The organism is Pseudalkalibacillus sp. Hm43 (assembly GCF_051842935.1).
Taxonomy (GTDB): domain Bacteria; phylum Bacillota; class Bacilli; order Bacillales; family Fictibacillaceae; genus Pseudalkalibacillus.
The window spans coordinates 1,351,011-1,375,432 of the sequence record NZ_JBPXRR010000001.1; the positions used below are offsets into that span (position 1 = coordinate 1,351,011).

Annotated in this window: 30 protein-coding genes; 22 read left to right on the top strand and 8 right to left on the bottom strand. The window is 42.6% G+C overall.

What is annotated here, in order from left to right; genetic code table 11:
- Window positions 1-434: 434 nt before the first annotated feature.
- Window positions 435-911 carry a DUF4489 domain-containing protein gene (locus ACSVDE_RS07270; RefSeq protein WP_439300263.1) on the bottom strand — a complete coding sequence of 159 codons (477 nt, stop codon included), beginning with the start codon at window positions 909-911 and terminating at the stop codon, window positions 435-437.
- A complete protein-coding gene (locus ACSVDE_RS07275) occupies window positions 911-1,969 on the bottom strand; it encodes a DUF4489 domain-containing protein (RefSeq protein WP_439300264.1) in 1,059 nt (352 codons plus the stop codon). Before ACSVDE_RS07275 ends, ACSVDE_RS07270 begins: the two co-directional genes overlap by 1 nt.
- Window positions 1,970-2,388: 419 nt before the next feature.
- Between ACSVDE_RS07275 and trpD the strand changes: the two genes are divergently transcribed.
- The 14 genes from trpD (at window position 2,389) to ACSVDE_RS07345 (ending at window position 13,632) form a co-directional block, all read left to right on the top strand.
- The gene (gene trpD / locus ACSVDE_RS07280; protein WP_439300265.1) at window positions 2,389-3,411 is read left to right on the top strand and encodes an anthranilate phosphoribosyltransferase; all 1,023 of its coding nucleotides are present in this window, start codon (window positions 2,389-2,391) and stop codon (window positions 3,409-3,411) included.
- A complete protein-coding gene (trpC, locus tag ACSVDE_RS07285; RefSeq protein ID WP_439300266.1) occupies window positions 3,404-4,165 on the top strand; it encodes an indole-3-glycerol phosphate synthase TrpC in 762 nt (253 codons plus the stop codon). Before trpD ends, trpC begins: the two co-directional genes overlap by 8 nt.
- Window positions 4,162-4,812, top strand: a complete 651-nt coding sequence (locus ACSVDE_RS07290) for a phosphoribosylanthranilate isomerase (RefSeq protein ID WP_439300267.1) — start codon at window positions 4,162-4,164, stop codon at window positions 4,810-4,812. The genes trpC and ACSVDE_RS07290 overlap by 4 nt, the downstream gene beginning before the upstream one ends.
- Window positions 4,787-5,995, top strand: coding sequence for a tryptophan synthase subunit beta (trpB, locus tag ACSVDE_RS07295; protein ID WP_439300268.1), 1,209 nt, complete (start codon window positions 4,787-4,789; stop codon window positions 5,993-5,995). The genes ACSVDE_RS07290 and trpB overlap by 26 nt, the downstream gene beginning before the upstream one ends.
- Window positions 5,988-6,788: a tryptophan synthase subunit alpha gene (gene trpA, locus ACSVDE_RS07300; RefSeq protein WP_439300269.1), complete on the top strand. Its 801-nt coding sequence runs from the start codon at window positions 5,988-5,990 to the stop codon at window positions 6,786-6,788. The genes trpB and trpA overlap by 8 nt, the downstream gene beginning before the upstream one ends.
- Complete coding sequence (locus ACSVDE_RS07305; RefSeq protein ID WP_439300270.1) at window positions 6,775-7,731, top strand: aldolase catalytic domain-containing protein; 957 nt, start codon at window positions 6,775-6,777, stop codon at window positions 7,729-7,731. The genes trpA and ACSVDE_RS07305 overlap by 14 nt, the downstream gene beginning before the upstream one ends.
- Window positions 7,732-7,765: 34 nt before the next feature.
- Window positions 7,766-9,946 (top strand): anthranilate synthase component I, encoded by a 2,181-nt coding sequence (locus ACSVDE_RS07310; protein WP_439300271.1) that lies wholly within the window; start codon window positions 7,766-7,768, stop codon window positions 9,944-9,946.
- A gap of 161 nt (window positions 9,947-10,107) precedes the next feature.
- Window positions 10,108-10,359: a hypothetical protein gene (locus tag ACSVDE_RS07315; RefSeq protein WP_439300272.1), complete on the top strand. Its 252-nt coding sequence runs from the start codon at window positions 10,108-10,110 to the stop codon at window positions 10,357-10,359.
- 11 nt (window positions 10,360-10,370) lie between these two features.
- Window positions 10,371-10,847: a GNAT family N-acetyltransferase gene (locus tag ACSVDE_RS07320; protein WP_439300273.1), complete on the top strand. Its 477-nt coding sequence runs from the start codon at window positions 10,371-10,373 to the stop codon at window positions 10,845-10,847.
- Window positions 10,848-10,873: 26 nt separating this feature from the next.
- Window positions 10,874-11,401, top strand: coding sequence for a 5' nucleotidase, NT5C type (locus ACSVDE_RS07325; RefSeq protein ID WP_439300274.1), 528 nt, complete (start codon window positions 10,874-10,876; stop codon window positions 11,399-11,401).
- A 6-nt stretch (window positions 11,402-11,407) separates the two neighbouring features.
- Window positions 11,408-11,962 carry a GrpB family protein gene (locus tag ACSVDE_RS07330; RefSeq protein ID WP_439300275.1) on the top strand — a complete coding sequence of 185 codons (555 nt, stop codon included), beginning with the start codon at window positions 11,408-11,410 and terminating at the stop codon, window positions 11,960-11,962.
- A complete protein-coding gene (locus ACSVDE_RS07335; protein ID WP_439300276.1) occupies window positions 11,963-13,105 on the top strand; it encodes an amidohydrolase family protein in 1,143 nt (380 codons plus the stop codon).
- On the top strand, window positions 13,106-13,300 hold the full coding sequence (locus ACSVDE_RS07340) for a hypothetical protein (RefSeq protein ID WP_439300277.1): 195 nt from the start codon (window positions 13,106-13,108) through the stop codon (window positions 13,298-13,300).
- Window positions 13,297-13,632: an MGMT family protein gene (locus ACSVDE_RS07345; RefSeq protein WP_439300278.1), complete on the top strand. Its 336-nt coding sequence runs from the start codon at window positions 13,297-13,299 to the stop codon at window positions 13,630-13,632. Before ACSVDE_RS07340 ends, ACSVDE_RS07345 begins: the two co-directional genes overlap by 4 nt.
- A gap of 98 nt (window positions 13,633-13,730) precedes the next feature.
- Here ACSVDE_RS07345 and ACSVDE_RS07350 read toward each other — a convergent pair whose 3' ends face one another.
- Both ACSVDE_RS07350 and ACSVDE_RS07355 read right to left on the bottom strand, forming a co-directional pair.
- Window positions 13,731-14,237, bottom strand: a complete 507-nt coding sequence (locus ACSVDE_RS07350) for a GNAT family N-acetyltransferase (protein WP_439300279.1) — start codon at window positions 14,235-14,237, stop codon at window positions 13,731-13,733.
- Window positions 14,238-14,314: 77 nt separating this feature from the next.
- Window positions 14,315-14,752, bottom strand: coding sequence for an Lrp/AsnC family transcriptional regulator (locus ACSVDE_RS07355; protein WP_439300280.1), 438 nt, complete (start codon window positions 14,750-14,752; stop codon window positions 14,315-14,317).
- Window positions 14,753-14,934: 182 nt separating this feature from the next.
- Here ACSVDE_RS07355 and ACSVDE_RS07360 point away from each other — a divergent pair, with 182 nt between their 5' ends.
- The 7 genes from ACSVDE_RS07360 to ACSVDE_RS07390 all read left to right on the top strand — a co-directional run bounded on the left by ACSVDE_RS07360 (window position 14,935) and on the right by ACSVDE_RS07390 (window position 19,607).
- On the top strand, window positions 14,935-15,993 hold the full coding sequence (locus ACSVDE_RS07360) for an alkene reductase (protein WP_439300281.1): 1,059 nt from the start codon (window positions 14,935-14,937) through the stop codon (window positions 15,991-15,993).
- Between the two features lie 160 nt (window positions 15,994-16,153).
- Window positions 16,154-16,759 carry a superoxide dismutase family protein gene (locus ACSVDE_RS07365; protein WP_439300282.1) on the top strand — a complete coding sequence of 202 codons (606 nt, stop codon included), beginning with the start codon at window positions 16,154-16,156 and terminating at the stop codon, window positions 16,757-16,759.
- Between the two features lie 96 nt (window positions 16,760-16,855).
- Entirely contained in the window at window positions 16,856-17,053 is a 198-nt protein-coding gene (locus tag ACSVDE_RS07370) for a hypothetical protein (protein ID WP_439300283.1), read from the top strand.
- A 116-nt stretch (window positions 17,054-17,169) separates the two neighbouring features.
- The gene (locus ACSVDE_RS07375; protein WP_439300284.1) at window positions 17,170-17,616 is read left to right on the top strand and encodes a GNAT family N-acetyltransferase; all 447 of its coding nucleotides are present in this window, start codon (window positions 17,170-17,172) and stop codon (window positions 17,614-17,616) included.
- Window positions 17,617-17,630: 14 nt separating this feature from the next.
- Window positions 17,631-18,287 carry an HAD family hydrolase gene (locus ACSVDE_RS07380; protein WP_439301948.1) on the top strand — a complete coding sequence of 219 codons (657 nt, stop codon included), beginning with the start codon at window positions 17,631-17,633 and terminating at the stop codon, window positions 18,285-18,287.
- An 11-nt stretch (window positions 18,288-18,298) separates the two neighbouring features.
- A complete protein-coding gene (locus ACSVDE_RS07385) occupies window positions 18,299-18,760 on the top strand; it encodes a DinB family protein (protein ID WP_439300285.1) in 462 nt (153 codons plus the stop codon).
- An 85-nt stretch (window positions 18,761-18,845) separates the two neighbouring features.
- Entirely contained in the window at window positions 18,846-19,607 is a 762-nt protein-coding gene (locus ACSVDE_RS07390; RefSeq protein ID WP_439300286.1) for an NRDE family protein, read from the top strand.
- A gap of 50 nt (window positions 19,608-19,657) precedes the next feature.
- Here the strand turns inward: ACSVDE_RS07390 and ACSVDE_RS07395 are convergent, their stop codons facing one another.
- Window positions 19,658-20,116, bottom strand: a complete 459-nt coding sequence (locus ACSVDE_RS07395; RefSeq protein ID WP_439300287.1) for a DUF2512 family protein — start codon at window positions 20,114-20,116, stop codon at window positions 19,658-19,660.
- Window positions 20,117-20,250: 134 nt separating this feature from the next.
- Here ACSVDE_RS07395 and ACSVDE_RS07400 point away from each other — a divergent pair, with 134 nt between their 5' ends.
- Window positions 20,251-21,846, top strand: coding sequence for a multicopper oxidase family protein (locus ACSVDE_RS07400; protein ID WP_439300288.1), 1,596 nt, complete (start codon window positions 20,251-20,253; stop codon window positions 21,844-21,846).
- Between the two features lie 7 nt (window positions 21,847-21,853).
- Here ACSVDE_RS07400 and ACSVDE_RS07405 read toward each other — a convergent pair whose 3' ends face one another.
- Genes ACSVDE_RS07405 through ACSVDE_RS07415 form a run of 3 tightly spaced genes read right to left on the bottom strand, consistent with a single transcriptional unit; the run spans window position 21,854 to window position 24,329 of the window.
- Window positions 21,854-22,276: a hypothetical protein gene (locus ACSVDE_RS07405; protein ID WP_439300289.1), complete on the bottom strand. Its 423-nt coding sequence runs from the start codon at window positions 22,274-22,276 to the stop codon at window positions 21,854-21,856.
- Window positions 22,277-22,329: 53 nt separating this feature from the next.
- Window positions 22,330-24,015, bottom strand: coding sequence for a sodium:solute symporter family protein (locus ACSVDE_RS07410; RefSeq protein WP_439300290.1), 1,686 nt, complete (start codon window positions 24,013-24,015; stop codon window positions 22,330-22,332).
- On the bottom strand, window positions 24,012-24,329 hold the full coding sequence (locus ACSVDE_RS07415; RefSeq protein ID WP_439300291.1) for a DUF4212 domain-containing protein: 318 nt from the start codon (window positions 24,327-24,329) through the stop codon (window positions 24,012-24,014). Before ACSVDE_RS07415 ends, ACSVDE_RS07410 begins: the two co-directional genes overlap by 4 nt.
- Between the last annotated feature and the right edge of the window lie 93 nt (window positions 24,330-24,422).

The window sequence follows — 24,422 nt, forward strand, 5'->3', positions numbered from 1 at the left end:
TCTCAACTCCTAAAAACTTGTACTCAAAGCCATTATAACAATCCAGATCAGAAAACATACGTATTTTTTGTATACGAATTATGACAATCGGGGTTGTGGTTGGGAATTTGCATAAAATTAGTGATTTTGAATCGCAGTTCGATTAAAAACTCATCAAAACGAGGAACACTTCATCGCTTTTTGTTCAAAAGTTGGAATGACCGAGCAAAATACTATGATTTTTTGCAGAAATGAGAGTGATTGGATGTTGGGTTTTAGAATTTTCTCTAATGTTCGGACCAAATCACGCTTGGTTCAGACAATTTTTGCGCATGTTCGGACAAAAATGCAATAGATTCTAACAAAAACAGACATATGTTTTGCAAATCGGGTACATATTACTACCAAAAAATGCTGCCCCAACACTTCCGGGCAGCATTTTTCCATTAAATTTCTTAATCACTGGCTCCATCCAATACAATCGCCGTAATGACTTGATCGGAAATGCGATACCTCGCATTATTGGTAATTACTTCAGCGAGCTGGAACCGATACACAAATGATTGGTCTTTTTCCAAACCAGTATCACAGAAATTGACCACCAGGGGTTCGATCGTATCCAGATCCGGTACATCTGTAGGGATGATCTCTGCACCTCTGAATGTCCATTCTTCAAGGTTTTTCACCGTTTTGGAAGCTCTCGATATCCGGATCAACCGGTATGTGATCGTCAAATCGAGGTTCGCTCCAGTCGTTTGAAACGATAATACTTGAGAGTAGTTGAACAGAACACTCGGCAGGTTCACTTTACCTGTATTCACAGCAACTTCAGCAAGTGTGACAGGAGGGTCATCCATCGACAACTGTTGGGGAAATTTCACTCGTCGGATGCGTCCACAATTCAAAATAGGTGTTTGCGAATCTCCATGCATCAGTTCTTCTCCTTATGATTTGATCTCTTCTGTTGGTCGATACCGGTATAGACCTGGGCGGTCATGCTTTTCTGAGTAATGTTATAGGAGGATTGCTGAGAAAGAGTAGCTTCAATGAGTTCAAAAGTGTACAGGATTTCAGCATCCGCCTTTACGTCGTCCAAGCAGTCACAAAAGTTGAACACAATCGGTTCTTTAATATTCGTGTCACTCACGAATTCCCTCAAAAATGGCCACGTTTGCAGCACTTTTCGGCCAGAGCCGTCTGTTCTTGATTTGACCAAACGGAACGTCAAGTTACTGAAGTCTGCATTCCGTAGAATCGACGTTAAGAATCCTGAAAAATTGACCAACACACAGGGTTTTTTCACCACTTCTGGTCGAACAGTCACTTGAGTCAGAACTACGGGCGGGTCAGAAACGGAAAGGCGCAATGGTAACACTGGATTGAACACTCTCCCACAAGCGACAAAAGCCTGCCCGTTCGTTGTTTTTTTCGGAAGTGAAAAATTTCGATCGAGGAATAGCAACGGACCTCTTGGGCCTCTCCGCATTTGGATATCGTTGTTTTCTGTCTGTTCATCCAAAACAGTGGCAGTGATGCTTTTGTTCACGATTTCTAGATTCTCTAGACTGTTTGAATCAATCTGAGTGATCTCCAGGCGATAGGTAAACGAACCTGATGTGCCCTTATCCATGCAATCACACACAGTAAGGACAGTCGGTTGGTTCGTAGTCACGTTCGCTACTTCATCTGCTCGAGCAGATTCGAACAGAAATTCGTACTCTTGCAGAATTTGAGCATCATGTGAGCCATGATTCATCCGCACAAAACGATAAATGATCGATAGCTTTGGGTTAAGACCCAGCAAGGCAAAGTTAATGAACTCTGAGAATGTTACGAGAACACAAACATTACGTTCATCCCGTTGATTAGGAACTTCCACCTTGACCTCTCCAAGTACAATCGGGGGCATACTCATATCGAGAGAATCTGGCAAGGGAGAATCGAACACTTTTCCACATTTCACGAAGGGCAATGACTTCAATTTGGCCATCATGATCTCCTTTTCTCGTTGTATTGAAAAGAGCCTAACCATTCAACTAATCCATTGTATGCAAAAAGAGGAACATAAAATTAATCTCTTGACAAATTGTCAGTAAATTTACTACTATAAGTTTAAGTTTTTAGAATGAAATTAGATTAGTTGAGATGAGAATGAGAGACGAGTTTGAGAGAGTTGAGGCGAGCTAAGGTACGTTTACAGAAGACAAATCCTTGGGCACCTTTATGTCCATAGGATTTTTTTATTTTTATACCTTCCTATTTCCATACCTCAGCTCTATCCGTACTCCGTTCAGAAATGGAGAGTGATAGAGATGGAACTTCTATGTATTGATGTACAACTCAAATTTATCCCACCTTGAACTTCTCTTGATCTACCTATGAATCAAATAGATCGAGAGGAGACTACAAATGATACAAATCCAATTAAAGAGAGCAATAGAGGGCTTTACTTTTACAGAAAAAGAAGCCAAATCGATCATGGACCAGATCATGACGGGGCAGGTCAACTCCAGTCAGCTTGCTAGTTTACTGACCATTTTAAGGATGCGTGGTGAAACGGTTGATGAACTGACAGGCTTTGCACGTTCAATGCGAGAACATGCCGTCCGTTTCCCCGTGAACCTTGAAGATGCTGTAGATACATGCGGCACTGGCGGAGATGGTTCCAGCACATTCAACATTTCCACAGCATCAGCCATCGTCATGTCAGCGTTAGGCGTAAAGGTCGCGAAGCATGGTAACCGTTCATTCTCTTCGAAAAGTGGAAGCGCAGATGTTCTTGAACAACTGAACATTCCGACACAATCTGGTGTAAAAGAAGCGCTGAACGCTTTGGATTCGCATTCGATGACGTTCTTATTCGCGCCACTCTATCATCCTGCGATGAAACATGCTGTGCAGCCGAGAAAGGACATCGGTTTCCGTACGGTGTTCAACATACTCGGACCGCTCTGTAATCCAGCTGGCTGCAGCCGACAATTGATCGGGGTTTATGAACCGATGTTGGCGGATAAAATGGCGCAGGTCGTTCAACGACTCGGCATTCAAAAAGCTCTGATTGTCACAGGCTCAGATGGCTTGGATGAGTGCACGATTACGACCTCCACAAAAGTGCTGGTGGTGACGCCGGATTCCATTGAATCCATGGAACTGATTCCAGAAGATTTCGGGCTTTCGAGAGGATCTTTGAAAGACATACAAGTCGGTTCACCGAGTGAAAGTGCCCACTTGATCCGCCAGGTATTCGGAGGCACTTCCAATTCGTCAGCTAAAAACATCGTCATCCTGAATGCAGCTGCCGGTCTAGTCGCTTCTGGAAAAGCGGATTCTTTTATAAAAGCCGTCCCGATTGTGAAAGACGCATTGGAATCTGGTAGGGTCATGAACCACTATTTGAGCATGACGAACACAGAGGAGCGTTCGTATGCTTAACAAAATCGTCGAAACGAAAAAGCAGGAACTCTTAGATATACCAACATCCTTTGAAGATCATGCTTACCCGATCCGGTCTTTGTCTGATGCAATAAAGTACCCGACTCGTCAGCTGGGACTCATTGCAGAGGTGAAGAAAGCATCACCTTCAAAAGGGCTCATACGTGAACATATCGAACCTGTTGAAATTGCAAAAACATACGAACAGGCTGGTGCCGATGCAATTTCCGTTCTGACAGATCGTGATTACTTCCAGGGATCGAAGGCGTACTTGACGGAAATCCGGAATGCTACCCATCTACCTCTTCTGAGAAAGGACTTCATCATTGATCCGATCCAGGTAGAGGAAAGCAAGGCGATTGGGGCCGATGCAATCCTGTTGATCCAAGCTATTTTGGAACCGGTGCAGGCAAAAGAACTTTTTGTAGTAGCAAAAGAACTTGGACTGGAAGTGTTACTCGAGGTGCATTCCATCGATGAGTTGGACACCGCGCTTTCAAACTTTACACCAGATCTACTAGGTATCAATAACCGTGATCTCCGGACATTTGAAACGAGAGTGGAGCATACGCGGATAATTGCTGAACAGATCCCAGAAAATGTCCCCTTCATAAGTGAGAGTGGCATCGTTACGAAGGAGGATGTCTCATTGGTCGGAAAAGCTGGAGCAAAAGGGATACTGGTCGGTGAAACGTTGATGCGTGCGAAATCCATCCCCAAATGTATAGCCGATTTGTTTGGTGATATAGAATGACCAAATTGAAGATTTGTGGAGCACGTTCACGTGAAGATTATGTGAAAATCCAAAAAAGCTCGGCCGATTATGCCGGATTCATTTTTGCAGAAAGCAAAAGGAGAGTTGCGCCTCAGGACGTGAAGCGTTGGACCATCGGAAACCAAGGCATTTCTCATGTCGGTGTATTCGTAAATCCGACCTTAAAGCAAATCAAAGAAACATTGGTAGAGGTAGATCTAGATGTCCTTCAGCTCCATGGCACAGAATCTGTCTCATTCATCAAGCAAGTGAAAGCCCAGACGGATAAAGTTATCTGGAAGGCACTGCCTCATTCTGAACAGACGCTCGATGAAATGGCCGACTACATGGCAGTAGTTGATGGATTCGTCATTGATACAAAGGTGAAAGGAAAAACCGGTGGGACAGGTATTCGTTTTGATTGGGAAGCGATTCCTGCTTATACAGAACTCGCAAAAAAGAATGAAAAGCTTTGTTTGATCGCGGGTGGTATCCATCCAGACAATGTACAAGCGTGTCTTTCTAAAAAACCTCTCGGGATCGACCTGTCGAGCGGTGTAGAACAAAATGAACGGAAAAGTGAAACGGAAATCAGCAAACTGACAGAAAGGATGAACGCATATGCCAACAGCATTGTATCCAGATAAAAAAGGACGTTTCGGGCAATTCGGAGGGCGATATGTTCCTGAAACGTTAATGTTCGCTCTAGAAGAATTGGAAGGCGAATTTCATGAAGCCATTCAGGATCCCGACTTTCAGGAAGAGCTTCATAAAGAATTGAACTTATATTCCGGTAGACCGACACCGCTCACTTATGCGGAAAACACGACCAAAAGATTTGGTGGAGCAAAAATCTACTTGAAACGTGAAGATTTGAACCACACAGGTGCGCACAAGATCAACAATGCCATCGGACAAGTTTTACTCGCTAAAAGAATGAACAAAACGAAAGTCGTTGCAGAGACAGGAGCAGGCCAACATGGTGTAGCAGTCGCGACTGCATGTGCTCGTTACGGACTGTCTTGTAAAGTATTCATGGGTAAAGAAGACATTGAACGTCAATCGTTGAATGTTTTCCGGATGAAGCTGCTGGGAGCAGAGGTCGTCTCAGTGACAAGCGGCAGCAAAACCTTGAAAGATGCTACGAATGAAGCGATCCGGTACTGGGCAGGTGCCGTGCAGGATACCTTCTATTGCATCGGTTCGGTCGTTGGACCTCATCCTTATCCTATGATCGTACGGGATTTCCAACGGGTCATCGGTTTGGAAACGAAGGAGCAGCATGTTGAGTTTGAACGAAAACTTCCAGAAACCGTCATCGCCTGTGTGGGTGGTGGCAGTAACGCGATGGGCATGTTCCATCCCTTTCTGGAAGATCAGGAAGTGAATCTCATCGGAGTAGAAGCTGGAGGACTAGGAATCGAGACAGGCAGACATGCCGCTTCCATCACGACAGGTTCAATCGGTGTGTTACATGGCTCAATGACATATCTCAATCAGGATGAGAGTGGTCAAATCGTTGAACCTTACTCCATTTCTGCAGGTCTCGATTACCCAGGTGTAGGACCGGAACATTCTTACCTGGCTGCGTCTAAACGGGTGACCTACAAAACGATTACAGACGCAGAAGCGTTAGATGCACTGAAAATTCTCTCAGAGGAAGAAGGGATTTTACCCGCGATCGAAAGTGCACATGCCTTGGCGCAAGCATTTAAAGAGGCAGAAGTCCAGCCTGAACACACGTCCATTGTCGTTTGTCTTTCCGGACGTGGTGATAAAGATGTAACAACCATCATGAATTTGCTAGAGGAGGAAGGAAGCAATGAATAAGCGATTCGAATCATTGAAAAACGATTCTAAACCATTGTTCATCCCGTTCATCATGGCAGGAGATCCTACACCGGAAGACACCATCGAGACCGCGTTGATTTTACAAGAAGAAGGAGCGAATGTTCTAGAGCTTGGAATTCCTTATTCGGATCCGCTTGCTGATGGCCCCGTCATTCAAGAGGCAGCGAAACGTGCTAAAGGAATGACCATCGGAAAAGCGATGAAACTTGTCGGAGAAATGCGTAAGAGAGGTTTGGAAATTCCAGTCCTCATCTTCACTTATATTAATCCTTTCCTACGACTTGGAGAGGAGCAGTTCTTCCAATTGGCTAAAGAGAACGATATTGATGGGTTATTGATTCCAGACCTGCCATTTGAAGAGAGTGAAAACTTGCGGGAAAGATGTGATGCAGAGTCCATCAGCTTCATATCTCTGGTCGCACCAACGACCTCCCCTGAGCGGTTGATTCAGATTGCTCAGTCCGCCCAAGGCTTTTTATACTGTGTTTCTTCTCTAGGAGTCACAGGTGAACGAAAAGACTTCCATCCTGAAACGAAAAGACTTTTGCAAGAATCGAAGTTCTATACAGATGTGCCGGTGGCATTAGGATTCGGGATCTCAACGAGACAGCAGTTCATCGATGTAGGGGAAGTGTGTGACGGAGTCATCATCGGTAGCTCATTGATCAAGAAAGCACACGAGTTGAGAGAAGATCCATCTGCTGATTTCAGAAGTGCCTTTAGAGCTTACTTATCTTCACTCGTAAAAGGTGAACAACATGTCAACAGCTAAAATCATCGACTGTACGATTCGAGATGGAGGACTCGTGAACAATTGGAATTTCAGCATCGAGTTCGTAAGTAATTTGTATGAAGCGCTTGATCAAGCAGGGATCGAATATATGGAAATCGGTTATAAAAACGCACCTGGGTTAGTGGGAGATGAGGATACTGGACCTTGGCGCTTCTGTCGGGAAGACCTATTAACGAAAACCATTCCCATTAAGAAGCGGACCAAGTTGTCCGTTATGGTGGATATCGGAAAGTTTACACTAGATGATATACCGATAGCACAAGATAGTCTGATCGACATGATCCGTGTTGCTTGCTACAGTTCTCAAATTGAAGAAGCCATCACCACTGTCAATGTGTTGCATGAAAAAGGATATGAGACGTGTCTGAACATCATGGCAGTATCGAATGTGGATCAGGTGGAATTGAAACAAAAGTTGAGGAAAGTCCAACATTGTTCAGTCGATGTGGTCTATATCGTCGACTCGTTCGGAAGCTTGTACATGGAAGAAATCCGTAGATTGGCGGAAATTTACAAGCGCATGTTACCAGATAAACAAATCGGTATCCATGCACACAACAATTTGCAGCTTGCTTTCGCCAACACCATTGCAGCAGAGCAAGCAGGAAGCAGGTTTTTGGATTCGACAGTGTATGGAATGGGAAGAGCAGCAGGCAATTGTCCCACCGAATTGTTGATTGGTTATCTACAACCAAAATATGATCTTAAACCCGTTCTAAAGGCCATAGAAGAAAGCCTAATCCCGCTTCGTAAAGAAATGGAATGGGGTTATCTGATTCCTTATGCCATTTCAGGTCAGATGAATGATCATCCTAGGAAAGCGATCGCTTTACGAGAAAAGGATGAATTGAAAGACAAGTACGTAGCGTTTTATGAGCAATCTAAAAGCATGGAAGAGAACCCTCTTCAAGCTGCAAAATAGTTGAGAAAAGCTGAGACAGGAGAGTTAGTTGAGCATGAGGAACTTCTTACAATTGATGAACAAACAAACTTTACATGAGTATGAGACAGAAGGCGGAATGAAGATCTCTCGGTCAAAAGTTGTTGTGGAAGGCTCAGAGGAGCTGGAGCTGATCCTAAAGGATATCGACCACAGCCAAGGTGGGCTATTTTCAAGCCGATACGAGTACCCTGGCCGTTATTCCAGATGGGACGTGGGTTTCATCCATCCACCCATAGTGATCCGAGCAAAAGGAAGGGAATTCTCGGTCAAGGCGTTGAATGCGAGAGGCAATGTATTGCTGAATGCGATCCAGACGCATTTAGAAAGCATTGAGGAATTGGCTTCTCTCTCATTGGATAAAACGGTACTGACTGGAAAGGTGATAGAGACGGAGGCTGTTTTTACAGAGGAAGAAAGAAGTATGCAACCATCTATCTTCACGGTCATCAGAGCAATCAAATCATTGTTTGCGTCTGAGGAAGACTCTTTCCTGGGTTTGTATGGTGCATTCGGATACGATCTCGTCTTTCAATTTGAAGCCATCCAACAAAAATTGAGGAGAGAGAAAAATCAAGCGGATCTGGTCCTCTATCTCCCCGATGAAATCACCGTTATTGATCATCAAACGAAACAGGCTTACCAGTTATCGTACGATTTTCAATACGGAAATCAGCATACGGAACATTTCAAGCGATCAGGAACAAAGATAACTCAAAATAAAAGCTCCGTACGATCTGTGCAGGAGTATAAGCCGGGTAAATATGCCAATCTCGTTCATCAAGCTAAAGCTGCCTTCAAAATGGGGGATATGTTTGAAGTTGTACCATCCCAGACCATTTATGAATCGTGTGAGTCCAAACCATCTGAAGTATTTGAACGGCTACAGGAAATCAATCCGAGCCCATATGGATTCATCATCAACTTAGGGAATGAGATACTGGTCGGTTCATCTCCTGAAATGTATGTCAGAGTCGAAGGCAATCGGGTGGAAACCTGTCCGATCTCCGGGACCATCAAACGTGGGAACAATGCGATTGAGGACGCCGAACAAATTCGGAAACTCCTCAATTCGAAAAAAGATGAAGAAGAGCTGACGATGTGTACGGATGTCGACCGGAATGACAAGTCTAGAATCTGCATACCTGGCTCTGTTAACGTTGTGGGCAGAAGACAGATCGAACTGTATTCCCACTTGATCCATACGGTTGACCATGTCGAAGGTTATATGAGACCGGAATTTGATGCGCTGGATGCGTTCTTGACACACATGTGGGCAGTAACCGTTACAGGTGCTCCGAAAAAAGCAGCCATCGATTGGATCGAAAACCATGAGGAGACCCCAAGAGGCTGGTACGGTGGTGCCGTCGGATGGTACAGTTTCAATGGAGATTTGAATACAGGATTGACCTTGAGGACGATACGGTTGAAGGATGATGTCGCCGAAATTCGTGTAGGAGCAACCTTACTTTATGATTCCATCCCTGAAGCGGAAGAAGAAGAAACGTTGACGAAAGCTGCAGGTCTTCGGAAGGCGATCAAGCAGTCGAATACCGGTCATGAAACAGCTCAATCAACCCAACCTGGTAATGGCAAAAAAATTCTTATTGTGGATCACGAAGATTCCTTCGTCCACACGTTAGCCAACTACTTTAAACAAACAGGAGCTGAAGTCGTTACGCTCAGAGCACCTTTTGCACGTGAAGCATTGATGAATGAATCACGCTTTGATTTGGTTGTCCTGTCTCCAGGGCCTGGACTGCCTGAACGATTTGATGTTTCTTCAACCATTGAACGATGTATCGAAAAAAAGATTCCGATCTTCGGCGTTTGTTTAGGATTTCAAGGAATTGTAGAATACTTTGGAGGATCTTTAGGTGTCCTTGATTACCCTCAACATGGGAAAACCGCCCATATCACTAAAATGGGAGTATCTCAATTGTTTGATGGGTTACCAACGCGATTTCAAGCCAGCCGCTACCATTCTATTTATGCCGAAACGATTTCGGAATCCTTGGAATTAACGGCGCGGTCTGATGACGATATCCCGATGGCGATAGAACATCTAGACCTTCCCATCTATGCGGTTCAGTTCCACCCAGAATCAATTGTCAGTTCGGCCGATCAAATCGGAATCAAAATCATCCACAATGTGATGAACGCAGTACGCAAGCATGAGAAAAAAGTAAAAGTGTAAACAAAAGTTACCTGCAGTCTAATAGAGCTGCAGGTATTTTTATGAGTACCTAAGATGGAGAAGATCCTTACAAGAGCAACTAATAGAAACCTTCACCCATATTAAAGGAAATCATCACAATATATAGAAGTGTATGGAAAGTGTGAATGGAGGGATGAGTGATGAAAGGTCTGGTTTCCATACTCGCGGGCATTATTATTGGAGCACTGATTGCTTATTTCACCCTGGATTATAGTGGAATGACCATACAACACATGGGTGATGGTGGAGGAGAAGCAATCCGAACAATCAATGAACTGGATGTCGACTTATTGTTGGATAGCGCTCTCATCATCATAGGGATATCTGCATTCATCTACATCATCTGGTCCATGATCGAGAGAGGTCAGCACAAAAGAGAAATGCAGAGATAAGGATGGTATCAATGTATATCAGACACATCACCTCTGATGATTTCTTAACAATCTTACCTAAAATGAATGATTGGTGGGGCGGACGAGAGGTATCTCATCTATTGCCCCGCTTTTTATGCGATCATTTTCAGAATACGAGTTTCGTAGTTGAAGAAGAAAATGAAGTTACGGGTTTTCTGATTGGATTCATCTCCCAAACAAGAGAAGATGAAGCTTACATCCATCTCGTAGGTATTGATCCAAAACAGCGTAAATTGGGGAAGGGGAAACGGCTCTATGAGACGTTTTTTGAAGTTATAGAAAAACAACATGTAAATAAGGTATACGTCATCACATCACCAATTAATGCAAACTCAATCGAATTCCACTTACATATTGGTTTTGAAATCATACCTGGAGACAAGGATATAAATGGGTTACCTGTTCACTCAAACTACGATGGACTAGGAAATGATAAGGTTTTATTTGTCAAAAATCTATTAGGTTGATTAGCAGACAGTTGGGGGAGTAGAGTTTGAAAAGAATTGCGATAGATATGGATGAGGTCATAGCTGATTTCACAAAAAAACATCTTCAAGTTTATAACGAAGCCTATAAAGAAGATTTGAAGATGGAGGATCTGAATGGTACTCGTTTATGGAAAATAAGAGCATCATTGTCTCGAGAAATCTTAGATTTTGTGGACGATCCAACGTTTTTCCGTGATTTAGAGGTAATGGAAGGTAGTCAAGAAGTGATCCGCGAACTGACAAAACAGTACGAGGTATATATTACGACAGCGGCTATGGAGCATCCCAATTCATTCACAGCAAAACATGAATGGCTTAAAGAACACTTTCCTTTCTTGAATGATATGAATTTCGTATTTTGTGGGGATAAAAGTATCATTCATGCAGATTATCTGATTGATGATAATCCGAAACACTTTGCAAATTTCAAAGGAGAGGGCATCCTTTTCACTGCGTCACATAACATTCACGAACAAAAATACACGAGAGTTGATTCCTGGAAAGAAGTCTATCAATTGTTAATAGGGGAGTAATAGAGTATGTGTACAAACAAGATAGATCTCAGACCCTACGACCCAGAATGGAAAAATAGTTTTAATCTAATCAAGCAAGGAATTCAACATGATTTATCAGATTTAATCTTAGCAATTGAACATGTAGGAAGCACGTCTGTGACTGGACTTATCGCTAAACCGATTCTTGATATCGATATTGTTATCGACTGCAATGAGCTACTACCGGAAATCATAACTAGATTTAAAAAGTTAGGGTACGAACACGAAGGTGACTTAGGAATACTTGGGCGTGAAGCATTCCGTAAAACAAACTCAAGTGTCACTGAAGATTGGCATCGGAATGATTGGATGAAACATCACCTGTACGTTTGTACAAAAGATAACGAAGAGCTAAAAAAGCATATCATGTTCAGAGATTTTTTGAGAACGAATCCTGAAATCGTTAGAAAGTACGGTCAATTAAAAAGGAATCTGGCAAACTCGTCAAATCATCGTGAAGCTTATACCGCAGGTAAAACTGAATTCATCAAAGGTATTCTGGATCATTTAATGCAAGATACGGATTTAAGAGGTTCTTAAATGAAAAAAATCATTTTTCCAGCATTGATCGGTACTGTCTTATTCCTTACCTGGTACATATACAACGATGCAAACCAGGTGAACGTAATCAGCACAACTGATTATAAAAGGGTAGAGAACGTTGCAAACACCATTGAGCAGATGAGAAAGGACTCGGATAGCTCCACCCCTCTACACGAAGTGTACGAAAAACTTACTGTCATAGATGTACATAGTCACGACGCTCCCTTATTAGATGCTTCAGAGAGACGGAAAAGTGAGCTAAGTAGCTCTCTATTGGAAACCTGGAAAAAGTATGGTATTGATCGTACCGTTTTATTTGGGAACGTCTCTGAACCCGAAGCCATTCAAACTGACAAGTTAGCTTGGCAGTATTACGAAAAATATCCGGATCATATTTATCCATCATTTGCAGGCATTCCATTATCAGAGGACTCGGATGGCATTGAAAAGGTTAGACAAAAGTTGGAGCAAGGATACCTTAATATTGGTGAACTCTTTGCTGCATCCACTTATTCGAGTCATTCCGGTCTACCGTGGAAAGCTGAACACCCGCACTGGGGTCTCTTACCTGAAATCTATGATTTATGTGCTGAGTATCAGGTACCGATTTTACTTCATATCGACCCACCAAACGGAAAGAACATGGCCTACTTGAAGAAGGCTCTACGAATTCACCCAGACACCATTTTTGTTTATGCGCATGCGAATGTCCATAACACACCTGAAAATTTAAGATCATTATTAAGGAATCATGATCATCTCTATATTGATTTCTTTCCTGGCTTCACCCGTTATAATGAAAACAGTGAACAACAGCTGGCAGATTTTGTTCCGCTCATTGAAGAGTATTCTGATCAGTTCTTTTTAGGATCAGATTCAGGTTACGAAATCGGTTTGGAAAATGCGTATAAAGCGATGTACGAATTAATTCATTTGCTTACTCCTGAAACGGCTGGAAAAGTCGCTTATCAGAATTATGAACGGTTGATCGAGAATCAGCCCCCAACCGATAATCAAATACAGGAAATCAAAACCTTAACAAACGAATTGAAACTCAATCCCAAAACGTACAAATTAAATAAACGTGAAGCTAATGAATTGATCTTTGATCTAAAAAAGAAAAGTTTGAAGGAGTCTTGAATGAATAATCTCACTCGTTTTGGTAAAATGAACTTCGTGTTATCCGTGATCTTTATCGCGCTTGGATTTGTATGTATGATGAATCTATTGAAAGTGGAGCAATCCCAGACATTTGCAATCATTTTTATAGGACTGGGAATCTCTCTTGGTTTTACATCATTAATCTATCAAAAGAATGGTAGGGATTCAGCTTGAAACCTTTCACAAATGAAGTCATCAACATCATCGGTGATATTCCTCCTGGAAAAGTGATGACATATGGTCAAATTGCAAAACTGGCAGGAAGCCCGAGAGGAGCACGACAAGTAGTCCGCGTACTCCATACCATGAGCAAAGCCTATGAGCTGCCTTGGCACAGGGTCATCAACGCAAAAGGGGAAATCTCCATTCAGGAAGAAACTTTAGCGCGAATGCAAATAGAAGCGTTGGAAGAAGAAGGCGTACATGTGGATTCATCAAATCGGGTTGATCTAAGCCAGTTCAGATTTGAGCCTGATCATGAAATGGACGATGTTAACATCATATGATTATGGTTAACAAACCCTCAAACCGTATAGTTTGAGGGTTTGTTTTGGTCGAAAAATACAGTGCTACGATAAGCGTATTATGGTACCAGTCATCTCACTTACAATACTACTGTATACTTATTTAATTCTTCCCTATCACCAGGTAGAGTCACACAACCATCATGGCTCATTCCGAGTTTCCCCAAGAGCTTAGAGGATGATTGATTATCTTTAGTGGTAATGGCCACAATTTTTTTCAACCCAATGTTTTTAGCATATTCTAATGTTTTGCTAGCTGCTTCAAAAGCATATCCATTAGATTGATAATCTTTAAGAAAGGCAAAACCGATGTCGACGTCCACAAGTCCTTCTCGTTTTATCAGACCACACAATCCGATAGGCGTCTGACATTCTTTGAGTTGTGCTAAGAAAAGTCCAAACCCCTCGCGTTCATACATAGCACGAGGGCCGTTTTTAATATAGGAGGTAGCATCACCTAAATTATGAATACCTTTATCCCCAATATACTTGATCCATCCTGGTTCATTTAAAAGCGTATAGATAAACTTTGCATCTCTATCTTCTATCCATCGGAGTGTCAGTCGTTCAGTTTCAAATACTTTCATTTATTGGGCAACCCCTTCATTAGTATGGAAATTCGAATTCATTTAAATCAAGGCAGCAAGAATATTCTAAACAAACACTAATCTTTGATGATAGGTGTAATGTTTTTGAAGTCGATCGGAGAAGATAAGACTACCAAAGTTGTAGAATCCCCGTGTTCTCCACTAGTATCAATAAAGGTTTCTAATGTTTCCATTGATTCAGATACAACTTTAAGTAAGTAATTGTATCGACCGCTAATTCGATGTAATTCAACCACATCTGATGATCCTTTACAGAACTGGATGAACTTTTCACAATTCTTAGTATGAAATAATAAGAAAGCCGTTGTTGTTCTGTTAACTTTTTGCGGGGTTAGGATTGCACGGTAATGATCAATCACCTTATTTTCCTCAAGCCTTTTTATCCTCTCTGTGACCGCAGGCTGTGACATTGAGACCATTTTACCTAATTCAGTCATTGAAATTCGTGCATTGTTTTGCAGATTGATTAATATTTCAATATCCGTTTTATCCACTTTCTTTCCCCCTTATCCATGTAAATTTACGCAAAAATTTACACCTTTAAATTCATTTGTTAAGCTCAATTATTTTCTTAATTTTATAACAGAATCATTTAAAAGGCATTGGATTATGCATGTAAAATTCCTTTTCAATTCATTACCATTATTGTAATCCATACAGAAAAGGAGAATCCAAAATGGAAGACATTTATCCAAATTTACTAAGCCCTTTCCGGATTGGTAATTGGAAGCTTAAGAACAAAATAACGATGGCTCCCATGACACGTGGTTTTGCTGATGACAAGACTGGTGTTGTGGGAGATGATGTTGTCGAGTACTACAGGAAGAGAGCTGCTGATGGAGTTGGTCTTATCATTACAGAAGGAATCATAATCAGCCCACGTGCGAAGGGTACTTTCAACCTGTCTGGTTTATATACAAACGAACAGGTTAAAGGATGGCGAAAAGTAACAGATGCTGTACATGAAGAATATGGGACCATCATTGCCCAACTGTGGCATGTAGGTAGACTTACACACCATGAAGTAGCGGCTGGTTTACCTCCTCAAGCTCCTTCTGCCATCAGAGCAATAGGACATGTACATCGTTATGGAAAACCGTTTGATAGGCCTGAGGAAATGACGGAAGAGGATATCAAAGAAACAATCAAACAATATGCCACAGCTGCCCATAATGCAATGCAAGCTGGTTTTGATGGTGTAGAAGTCCATGGGGCTCATGGGTATTTGATTGATCAGTTCAATTCGGAAGTCTCCAATCATCGTACAGACGAGTATGGTGGACATCTGGCTAAGCGGATAACGTTTATGAAAGAAGTTCTTCAAGCCGTTATGTCTGAAGCTGGAGATAATAATACAATCATCCGCTTTTCTGAATTGAAAGATGATGCACCTCAATACAAGTGGAGAGACCCGGAAACCACCATTCAGACATTTACGGAAGCTTTTAAAGAGGTGGGTATTAAGATCATTCATCCCTCGGTACATCAATTTGACAAAGTGTTACTAAGGGGCCAGACATTTCATGAAGTTGTTCGAAAGCACTGGGACAGTAATATTATAGGTGTCGGAAATCTTAATCCTGAAATGGCTGAAACCGCAATTCAAAATAATGTTATCAATCTAGCAGCATTCGGTCGGCCATTGCTTGCTAATCCAGATTTTGTAACAAAGCTCGAGAGAGGAAAACCATTAGAAATCTATGATAGCCAAAAGCATTTGATAAAGCTCACATAGAAAAAAGTAGATAATCTTAAATATAATGATGTGACCGTTTTTTCGTAGGAAGAAGGGTGGATTTTCATTAGGAAAGAAGGCCACATTATCCTGCAAAACGTTTAAAATCTGGGAAATCTGTGAAGGGTCCTGTAACAAATAATTGCAGGGGGAGATTTGGATGAAACGTTGGCTATTGTATTCCATCTTATTTCTGTTTGTTATGTCACTAGCAGCATGTAGCACAAATGTAGGTGAAGACGCTCCTAATGACGAAGATAACCCTACATTGAGTGGGAATGAAAATGAAGGCAACGTTAAGGATGACATTGTTCCGGTCTCTGTTGATCTAAAGAATAGTGATGGCGACAAGATCGGCACGGTCGATCTGGAACAGCAATTCGAAGGGGTATTGATCACTATCAAGGCATCCAATCTATCGCCAGAAGAACACGGTTTTCACATTCATGAGAAAGGCATTTGTGAGGCACCAGATTTTAAGTCTGCTGGAGGTCACTTCAACCCGAATGATGCAAGTCACGGCACCGATCATGGAAACGAAGCTCATGCTGGGGATTTGCCGAACCTTCATGTCAATGAGGATGGAGCCGTTCAAGAAGACATACTCGCCGAAAAAGTCACACTGAAAAGCGGCGAACCCAATTCACTGATTGGTTCAACCGGAACTGCGTTCATCATTCATAAAGGTGCTGATGATCAAGAGTCCCAGCCATCTGGAGATGCTGGTAGTCGTGTAGCATGTGGTGTCATCAGTAAAGCAGAGTGAGCCAATTACCGATGCTTGTCCCTGTATAAATCTTGATTTTGCGTCATACACTTGCACCACTTCCCTTTTTTTGTTTTCAAAAACAGGATGAAAGGGGTGAATGACGTGCAAGGGAATATCTTCACGTATTTTGCAGCGTTGGTAGCGGGTTATTTGTTGCTAGGTATTTCATTAGAAGGCACCTTTTTGGCAAGCTTCGATTCTGCAATTGATATCATTGGAATCATCACGGTTATTGTATTTGCTGCGGTTCTGATTTTCAAAGGTGTGAAACAGATGATACACAAGGCTTGAGTGGTACTCTTTTCAGGCAACCTGACTGGGTTGCCTTTTTCTAATTAAGTGCAAAATCGGCCGTACTGAGATATCCTTGAGTTAGTAATTATTACCATGAGGAGTGACGTAATTCTATGATCATCAATCCAGTGACAATGAATGAATTGGACGATATTGCAGACCTCTTTGATCAATATCGAGTGTTTTACGGAAAAGCCTCTGATTTTGAAGCAGGGAAAGCGTTTCTTCGTCAACGTATAAAAAATGAAGAATCCATCATATACATTGCTCACGATGAGGAAGGTCGACCGATGGGGTTCGTACAGCTTTATCCCATTTTCACATCCGTAGGTCTGAAGAGGCAATGGTTATTGAATGACCTGTTTGTGGCTGAAAAACATCGTCGTGAAGGAGTGGCTGAAGCCTTGATGGCCAAAGCGAAAATACTTGCAGAGCATACCGATGCTTCCGGTATTTTGCTTGAAACAGCTGATGATAATGTCCAAGCTCAAGCGCTTTATGAAAAACTAGGATACCAAAAGGACACAGATCATTTTTATTATTTTCTCCCAGTAGAATAGCGGAAAGGATGATTATCATGAAAACGATCATTTTCGATTTCGATGGAACTTTGGCAGATACATTACCTCTCTGTTTTCATTCCTTCAACACCGTCTTCCACCAATTCGATCAGAAAGAATATCACCCTGAAGAAATCAAAAGCATGTTTGGACCTCCTGAAACGGAAATCATACGAAATCAATTGGAAAACGATCGGTACGAAGAGGCAATAGAGTGGTATTTTGAAACATATGCTGAGCAACATTCTAAGTTTGTTGATTTCAATAAGGACATGCATCAATTGTTATCACAATTAAAGGGAAATGGATTCAAGCTCGGAATCGTAACTGGTAAATCCCGAAGAAGCCTTGATATTTCTTTGAAAGAATTGCAGATGGAAGCATTTTTTGATGTCACAGTGGCGGGGGATGAAGTCGAACAGACGAAACCGGACCCAGAAGGCTTGATTGAAATTTTACAGATGATGGACGCAAAGAAAGAAGAAGCGATGTTTCTTGGTGACAGCGACGCTGATATTGAGGCCGGGAAGAGAGCAGGCGTATTTACGATCGGTGTACAGTGGTTACCGAATACGCAAGTAGCGGAATTTGCAGTAGAACCTGATCACATACTGGAAACAGTGGAGGAATTCTTTCACATGGATGTTGTAAACCAAAGTAAAACTCAATAGGAGGGTACCGAATGCTCACTTTATTCCAATACAATTGGCAGGTCCGAAATGAATGGTTTGAATGGTGCAAGCAAGTTCCAGAAGATGAATTACTTGCAAAGCGTACAGGTGGAGTCGGAAGTATTCTTGAAACGTTGTACCACATTGTCGACGTAGAATATAGCTGGATTCAAATTTTACAAGGAAAACCTGATATCGAAGAAGCTTTCCATAAGTATGATTCGCTACAAAAGGTCATTGATCTTTCTGAAGAATGCCATCCGGAAGTGGAAGCATACCTAGGGAATTGGACCAATCAAATGGAAGAAGAGTTGGATCTTCGGTTCAACAAGTTCAGGAAAGGTGAGATCCTCCGCCATATCATAGCGCATGAGATCCACCATAGTGGACAACTCTCCATTTGGTCAAGAGAAATCGGTCGCAAGCCTGTTTCAGCCAATCTGATCGACAGAAGACTGGTTCTTTCCAAATAATAGGGCTTATTACGTGTACGATGGTCTCTCGTCAGGAACAATAATCATAAGATTAAAAGAAAAAGACCAGAAACGAGGGTAGCGAATGTGCGTCTTATTTTTCGCTTATAAAATACACAATCAATATCCACTCATTGTTGCAGCAAACCGAGACGAATTTTATGAAAGACCGACTGCCCCTGTTCATTTCTGGGAGGATGACCCATCCATTCTTGCAGGACGAGACCTGAAAGAAAAGGGGACGTGGATGGGGGTATCGACAAAAGGAAGATTTGCAGCCTTGACGAATTTCAGGGATCCCAATGAACCGACGGAAAACAAAATTTCACGAGGCCAACTCGTTTCAGATTATTTAAAGAGTAAAAAAGACACATTTGAATTTCTAAAAGAAAAGCAAGAAGATCGGAACCATTATCGTGGCTACAACTTGATTGTTGGAAATGAAGAGGCACTCTTTTATTATTCGAATGTCCAAAATGAAATCAGAGAGCTTCCACCTGGAATTTATGGACTCAGCAATCATTTCCTAGATACCCCTTGGCCGAAAGTTGAAAGAGGGAAGGAAGACTTGGAGCAATGTCTTTCGAAATCAGAGGAAATGGATGAAGAATGCTTGTTTGAAATATTGAATAACCGAGATCCGGCTGACCGCCACCTGTTACCGGACACTGGGATTGGCTTGGAATGGGAGGAAAAATTGTCTTCCATCTTCATTGAATCGGAACGGTATGGAACACGTTCTTCGACGGTTTTGAAACTCGGTTTGAATCGCTACGTAGATTTGACTGAAAGAAGTTTAATTGATGGTGAACTGAACACCGAACATTTCTCTTTCCATTTCGAATAAAAAAGGTGACGGGCATCTGAAACAGAATGCCACGTCACCTTTCTTGTTTTCTACTTGTCTTCGTCGCTTTCGTTGATTAACTTATCATCTGCTGGTGCAAACTCTTCTCCAACTTCAACAGCGTATCCGTGTCCTTTAACATCTGCTTTGGATGGGTGGAGAGGATTCGTCACTTCTATAAACATATGGTAAACAAATTCCGAAGCCGCAATACCTAAGGAAGTGATCCCTGCTCCGAGGAGGCGATTATAGGCTGTATCGACGATCGGCTCGGCTAAAAGAAACAGGACGATGAACACGAACCCGAAATCAAGCGCAGTAGCAAAGAAATTGCCTAGTTTCTTCAACACGTACAGATCCCCGATTGGGTAACCGATTGCCGTAATCAAGGCGGATACCCATAAAGCATTCAGTATCGACACCCCGAAAAACGGCGTCAAAACAGAAAGGCAAAGACCGTATACAATGACAAATTTAGAAGAGATCGCAACAATATGTCTGATATTCAAATTGGATAGCTCCTTTTATTCATCTTTTCTATTTCTATGGTTTCCCATTCGCTTTTTAATATTACGCTGAACATGGTACAGGTTTGAGGCGCATACATAAGTAATGGAGGAACAGCACAACTAGGAGGGGTACCATGAAGATCAACCCGTTCAATACACCTCTTCCCATTCCGAAAATACAGAGACCTTTGTATGTGAAAGAAGGGGTTGCCTATTATGAAGTGACCATGAAACAAATGTATCAAAAGCTTCATAAAGACTTACCAGATACTGTCATTTGGGGGTATCAAGGGATTTATCCTGGTCCTACATTGGAAGTGAAACGGAATCAGAAGATTCGAGTAAGATGGATGAATGATTTGCCGGCTGAACATATCCTACCACTTGATCACACTGTCCATGGTGCTGGAGTACAGGTTCCCGATGTTCGCACCGTCGTCCATTTGCACGGAGCGCGTGTAAAACCGGACAGTGATGGATACCCGGACGCCTGGTTTACGAAAAATTATCAGGTGGTTGGATCTTTTTTTGAACAAGACACATATGAGTACCCGAATGACATGGAAGCGACGATGCTCTGGTATCATGATCACGCAATCGGCATAACGCGCCTGAACATTTATGCTGGGTTAGCAGGAATGTATATCATAAGAGATGAACATGAGGAACAATTGAACCTCCCTAAAGGAGCGTTTGAGATTCCATTGCTGATTCAAGATCGATCGTTCAATCCCGATGGAACATTTTATTATCCTGCGAAGCCCGATAATATGACGACACCCGTCTATCCATCGGTTGTACCGGAATTCTTCGGTAACACCAATCTTGTTAATGGAGTCGTATGGCCTTATTTAGAGCTTGAACCAAGAAAATATCGTTTCAGATTGGTGAACGGATCAAACGCAAGATTTTACCGGATTTCCTTGAGCAACCAACAGTCTTTTTACCAGATTGGAACTGATGGGGGACTTAGAGAAGAACCTCTGGAATTGAAAAGTTTCTTACTCGCACCCGGGGAGAGGATTGATCTGATCGTTGATTTTTCGGATTTGAAAGGGCAGACGATCGTATTGAGGAATAAGGCACCAGCGCCTTTTCCGGATGGCGAACTGCCAGATCCGTCAACGACCGGGCAAATCATGGCTTTTAAGGTGACGAAACCTCTCACTGAAAAGGACACATCTGTGATACCGAAAACATTGAATAAGATCAAATACTACAATGAAAACCAAGCGTCCATCATCCGACCTTTGACTTTAGTTCACCGAGAGGATGCTTACGGTCGACCAATCATGTTATTGGATGACCTTAGATGGGACGATCCGATAACGGAGAACCCTGAGTTAGGGGCAATTGAAATTTGGAGCCTCATCAATATCAGCGACGACACACATCCGATTCATCTCCACCTCATCCAGTTTCAAATCTTGGATCGGCAATCGTTTGATGTCGATTATTTTAACGAAACGGGAAACTTGAAATACACAGGTGATCGAAGGGGACCTGAACCATACGAAAAGGGCTGGAAAGACATCGTAAGTGCGAACCCAGGTGAGGTTACACGTATCATCGGAAAATTCCAACCTTATACAGGCCGGTATGTATGGCACTGTCACATGCTCGAACACGAGGATCAAGAGATGATGCGGCCGTACGAAGTCATCCCGAAACAAAGTCGTCTTCACCAGCTTTTCAAAAGAATACGATACAAAAGAAAGAAGGATGAATAACCTGTATTCATCCTTCTTTCGGGTTTTCTTTTATGAAATGTCCGGATCCTAACCAAGCGGACAAGGCAAATATGAGATAGATGGCCTGTGTTGCAAAGTTTCCTTGTAGAACGAGCTGCAAACCGACTCCGATACCGAGGGATGGGATGACGATGAGCAGGGTGCGCATGATCCGTTCGAAACCTTTGTTTCTCGGTAGTGGCCAAATCCGAGAAAAGATGACCCCTAACGCTACTCCTAATGCGGATACAATGATGATTTGAAATATGACGGTAGGTGTCGGGAATGGCCAATCTGCGATGTAATGTCCAAGCAGATAAAAAATCTCCAGGAAAAGAGCGATTCCAAGTGCTTTCTTGATCACTTTCAAATCCAGATAAGGTTGAAACATATATAACGCAAGCGTAAGTAGTCCGAAGAAAACCGTCATAAATCATTTCCTCCTCGATATGTAAAAAGGGGGGAAGATTCTCCCCCAATTGTTCAACCTGTCTTGTCCATCACCTTCGGTACGCGGATATCTTCCACCATTTGTTGAATGTCTTCTGGTGGTGCTGCTGTCCTTCGTGAAACGATGAAAGAGATGATGAAATTCAACAATGCACCGACTACTCCGATTCCTTGAGCGTTGATGCCAAAGAAACTTTCCAGAACAGGTGCGTCTGTACCGAAGATTTGAGGTGAGCGCATCAAAAGGATCATGATAACAGTAAAGGCTAGACCCACTGAAATTCCCCAAATCGCTCCTTCACGATTCATCCGTCGATCGAAGATGCCTAGTAATATTGCAGGGAATAAGCTGGCTGCCGCTAACCCGAAGGCGAATGCGACCACTTCGCCAACAAATCCTGGTGGGTTGATGCCGAAATAACCAGCAACGATAACAGCCAAAAAAATCATCAGTCGACCGACTTTCAAACGCTGTTCCTCACTTGCATTCGGCCTGTAGATTCTGAAATAAATATCATGGGAAACTGCGCTGGACATGGCCAGCAATAAACCTGATGCGGTGGATAAAGCAGCCGCTAGACCTCCTGCTGCTACCAGCGCGATAACGATTGGAGCAAGACCAGCTACTTCCGGAGTAGATAGCACAATGATATCCCGGTCAATAGTCACTTCATTCGTTGCTTCATTGGATGAGAAGGCTAGAACGCCGTCTCCATTTTTATCATCAAGCGTCAGTAACCCCGTTTCTTCCCACTTCGAGACCCATGCTGTTTCACGAACTTCGTTGATCGGTTGATCGTTAAAACTGTTGATTAGATTATATTTTGCAAAAACACCTATCGCGGGTGCTGTTGTATAGAGCAATGCGATGAATAGCAATGCCCATCCAGCAGACCATCTTGCTGCACGGACGTTTTTGACTGTATAAAATCGGATGATGACGTGAGGTAAACCAGCCGTTCCAATCATAAGCGCCAGTGTGACCGCAAATACATTGAGAGCGGACATGTTCTGGAATGGAGCTAAATATTCCTTCAGTCCCAGTTCAACCTGTAGGACACTCAATTCTTTCGCAATATCACTGAATGTCAAAGCCAATTGAGGTACAGGGTTTCCTGTCAATTTGAACGAGATGGCAACTGCTGGAATCAGGAAAGCGACAATCAGGATAGAATATTGGACGACCTGTGTCCAGGTGATTCCTTTCATTCCACCTAGTACGGCAAAAAATGCGACAATGGCCATTCCTATAAGTACGCCAATGACAATGTCCACTTGTAGATAACGGCTGAATACGATTCCGACACCACGCATCTGTCCCGCTACATATGTAAGTGAGATGAAGATTGTGGCTACTGCCGCAACCGCACGTGCACCATTGGAATAATAGCGGTCACCGATGAAATCCGGTACCGTATAGCGACCGAATTTACGCAGATACGGTGCTAAGAGGAGGGCAAGGAGTACATATCCCCCTGTCCAGCCCATCAAATAGATGGTGCCGTCATACCCTAGGAATGAGATCAGACCTGCCATCGAGATGAACGATGCAGCTGACATCCAGTCCGCAGCAATTGCAGCTCCATTCGCGACTGCCGGAATGTCATTTCCAGCCACGAAGAAATTGCTCGTATCTTTCACTTTTGAGCGCCACCCGATATAGAGGTAGATGGCGAAGGTAAGAACGACGAGCGTCAAGGTAAGGGTTTCTACACTCATGTCGATACCCCCTTATCCTTCGTTTTCTTCTTCGTCAATATGACCTCCTGTACGTCATACTCTTCATCGAGCTTGTCCATCCGTTTAGCATAATAAAAAATCAAGATCAAAAAGATGATGATTGAACCTTGTTGTGCAAACCAAAAAGCCAATGGAACACCAAAGAACTGAACTTCACTGAGAGGTTTCGCAAGTATGATGGCAGCGACTAAGGAAACGAGTGCCCAAATGACGAGCAGCACCTTGATTAGACGAGTATTTTTCTTCCAATATTCATGCTGCTTTTTTGTCATGTCTTGTTCGATGTCTTTCATCTACTACACCTCCTGATCATGTTCCGTGACTAATTCGACAGATGGATGAAGGTTCATGGTCCTTGATGGATCACCACCTTTCAATACAAAGGT

Bases quoted from the DNA above. Each gene is read 5' to 3' on its own strand.
- ACSVDE_RS07270 (WP_439300263.1), bottom strand. From the start codon at position 911: ATGCATGGAGATTCGCAAACACCTATTTTGAATTGTGGACGCATCCGA.
- ACSVDE_RS07275 (WP_439300264.1), bottom strand. From the start codon at position 1,969: ATGGCCAAATTGAAGTCATTGCCCTTCGTGAAATGTGGAAAAGTGTTC.
- trpD (WP_439300265.1), top strand. From the start codon at position 2,389: ATGATACAAATCCAATTAAAGAGAGCAATAGAGGGCTTTACTTTTACA.
- trpC (WP_439300266.1), top strand. From the start codon at position 3,404: ATGCTTAACAAAATCGTCGAAACGAAAAAGCAGGAACTCTTAGATATA.
- ACSVDE_RS07290 (WP_439300267.1), top strand. From the start codon at position 4,162: ATGACCAAATTGAAGATTTGTGGAGCACGTTCACGTGAAGATTATGTG.
- trpB (WP_439300268.1), top strand. From the start codon at position 4,787: ATGCCAACAGCATTGTATCCAGATAAAAAAGGACGTTTCGGGCAATTC.
- trpA (WP_439300269.1), top strand. From the start codon at position 5,988: ATGAATAAGCGATTCGAATCATTGAAAAACGATTCTAAACCATTGTTC.
- ACSVDE_RS07305 (WP_439300270.1), top strand. From the start codon at position 6,775: ATGTCAACAGCTAAAATCATCGACTGTACGATTCGAGATGGAGGACTC.
- ACSVDE_RS07310 (WP_439300271.1), top strand. From the start codon at position 7,766: ATGAGGAACTTCTTACAATTGATGAACAAACAAACTTTACATGAGTAT.
- ACSVDE_RS07315 (WP_439300272.1), top strand. From the start codon at position 10,108: ATGAAAGGTCTGGTTTCCATACTCGCGGGCATTATTATTGGAGCACTG.
- ACSVDE_RS07320 (WP_439300273.1), top strand. From the start codon at position 10,371: ATGTATATCAGACACATCACCTCTGATGATTTCTTAACAATCTTACCT.
- ACSVDE_RS07330 (WP_439300275.1), top strand. From the start codon at position 11,408: ATGTGTACAAACAAGATAGATCTCAGACCCTACGACCCAGAATGGAAA.
- ACSVDE_RS07335 (WP_439300276.1), top strand. From the start codon at position 11,963: ATGAAAAAAATCATTTTTCCAGCATTGATCGGTACTGTCTTATTCCTT.
- ACSVDE_RS07340 (WP_439300277.1), top strand. From the start codon at position 13,106: ATGAATAATCTCACTCGTTTTGGTAAAATGAACTTCGTGTTATCCGTG.
- ACSVDE_RS07350 (WP_439300279.1), bottom strand. From the start codon at position 14,237: ATGAAAGTATTTGAAACTGAACGACTGACACTCCGATGGATAGAAGAT.
- ACSVDE_RS07360 (WP_439300281.1), top strand. From the start codon at position 14,935: ATGGAAGACATTTATCCAAATTTACTAAGCCCTTTCCGGATTGGTAAT.
- ACSVDE_RS07365 (WP_439300282.1), top strand. From the start codon at position 16,154: ATGAAACGTTGGCTATTGTATTCCATCTTATTTCTGTTTGTTATGTCA.
- ACSVDE_RS07375 (WP_439300284.1), top strand. From the start codon at position 17,170: ATGATCATCAATCCAGTGACAATGAATGAATTGGACGATATTGCAGAC.
- ACSVDE_RS07385 (WP_439300285.1), top strand. From the start codon at position 18,299: ATGCTCACTTTATTCCAATACAATTGGCAGGTCCGAAATGAATGGTTT.
- ACSVDE_RS07390 (WP_439300286.1), top strand. From the start codon at position 18,846: ATGTGCGTCTTATTTTTCGCTTATAAAATACACAATCAATATCCACTC.
- ACSVDE_RS07400 (WP_439300288.1), top strand. From the start codon at position 20,251: ATGAAGATCAACCCGTTCAATACACCTCTTCCCATTCCGAAAATACAG.
- ACSVDE_RS07405 (WP_439300289.1), bottom strand. From the start codon at position 22,276: ATGACGGTTTTCTTCGGACTACTTACGCTTGCGTTATATATGTTTCAA.
- ACSVDE_RS07410 (WP_439300290.1), bottom strand. From the start codon at position 24,015: ATGAGTGTAGAAACCCTTACCTTGACGCTCGTCGTTCTTACCTTCGCC.
- ACSVDE_RS07415 (WP_439300291.1), bottom strand. From the start codon at position 24,329: ATGAAAGACATCGAACAAGACATGACAAAAAAGCAGCATGAATATTGG.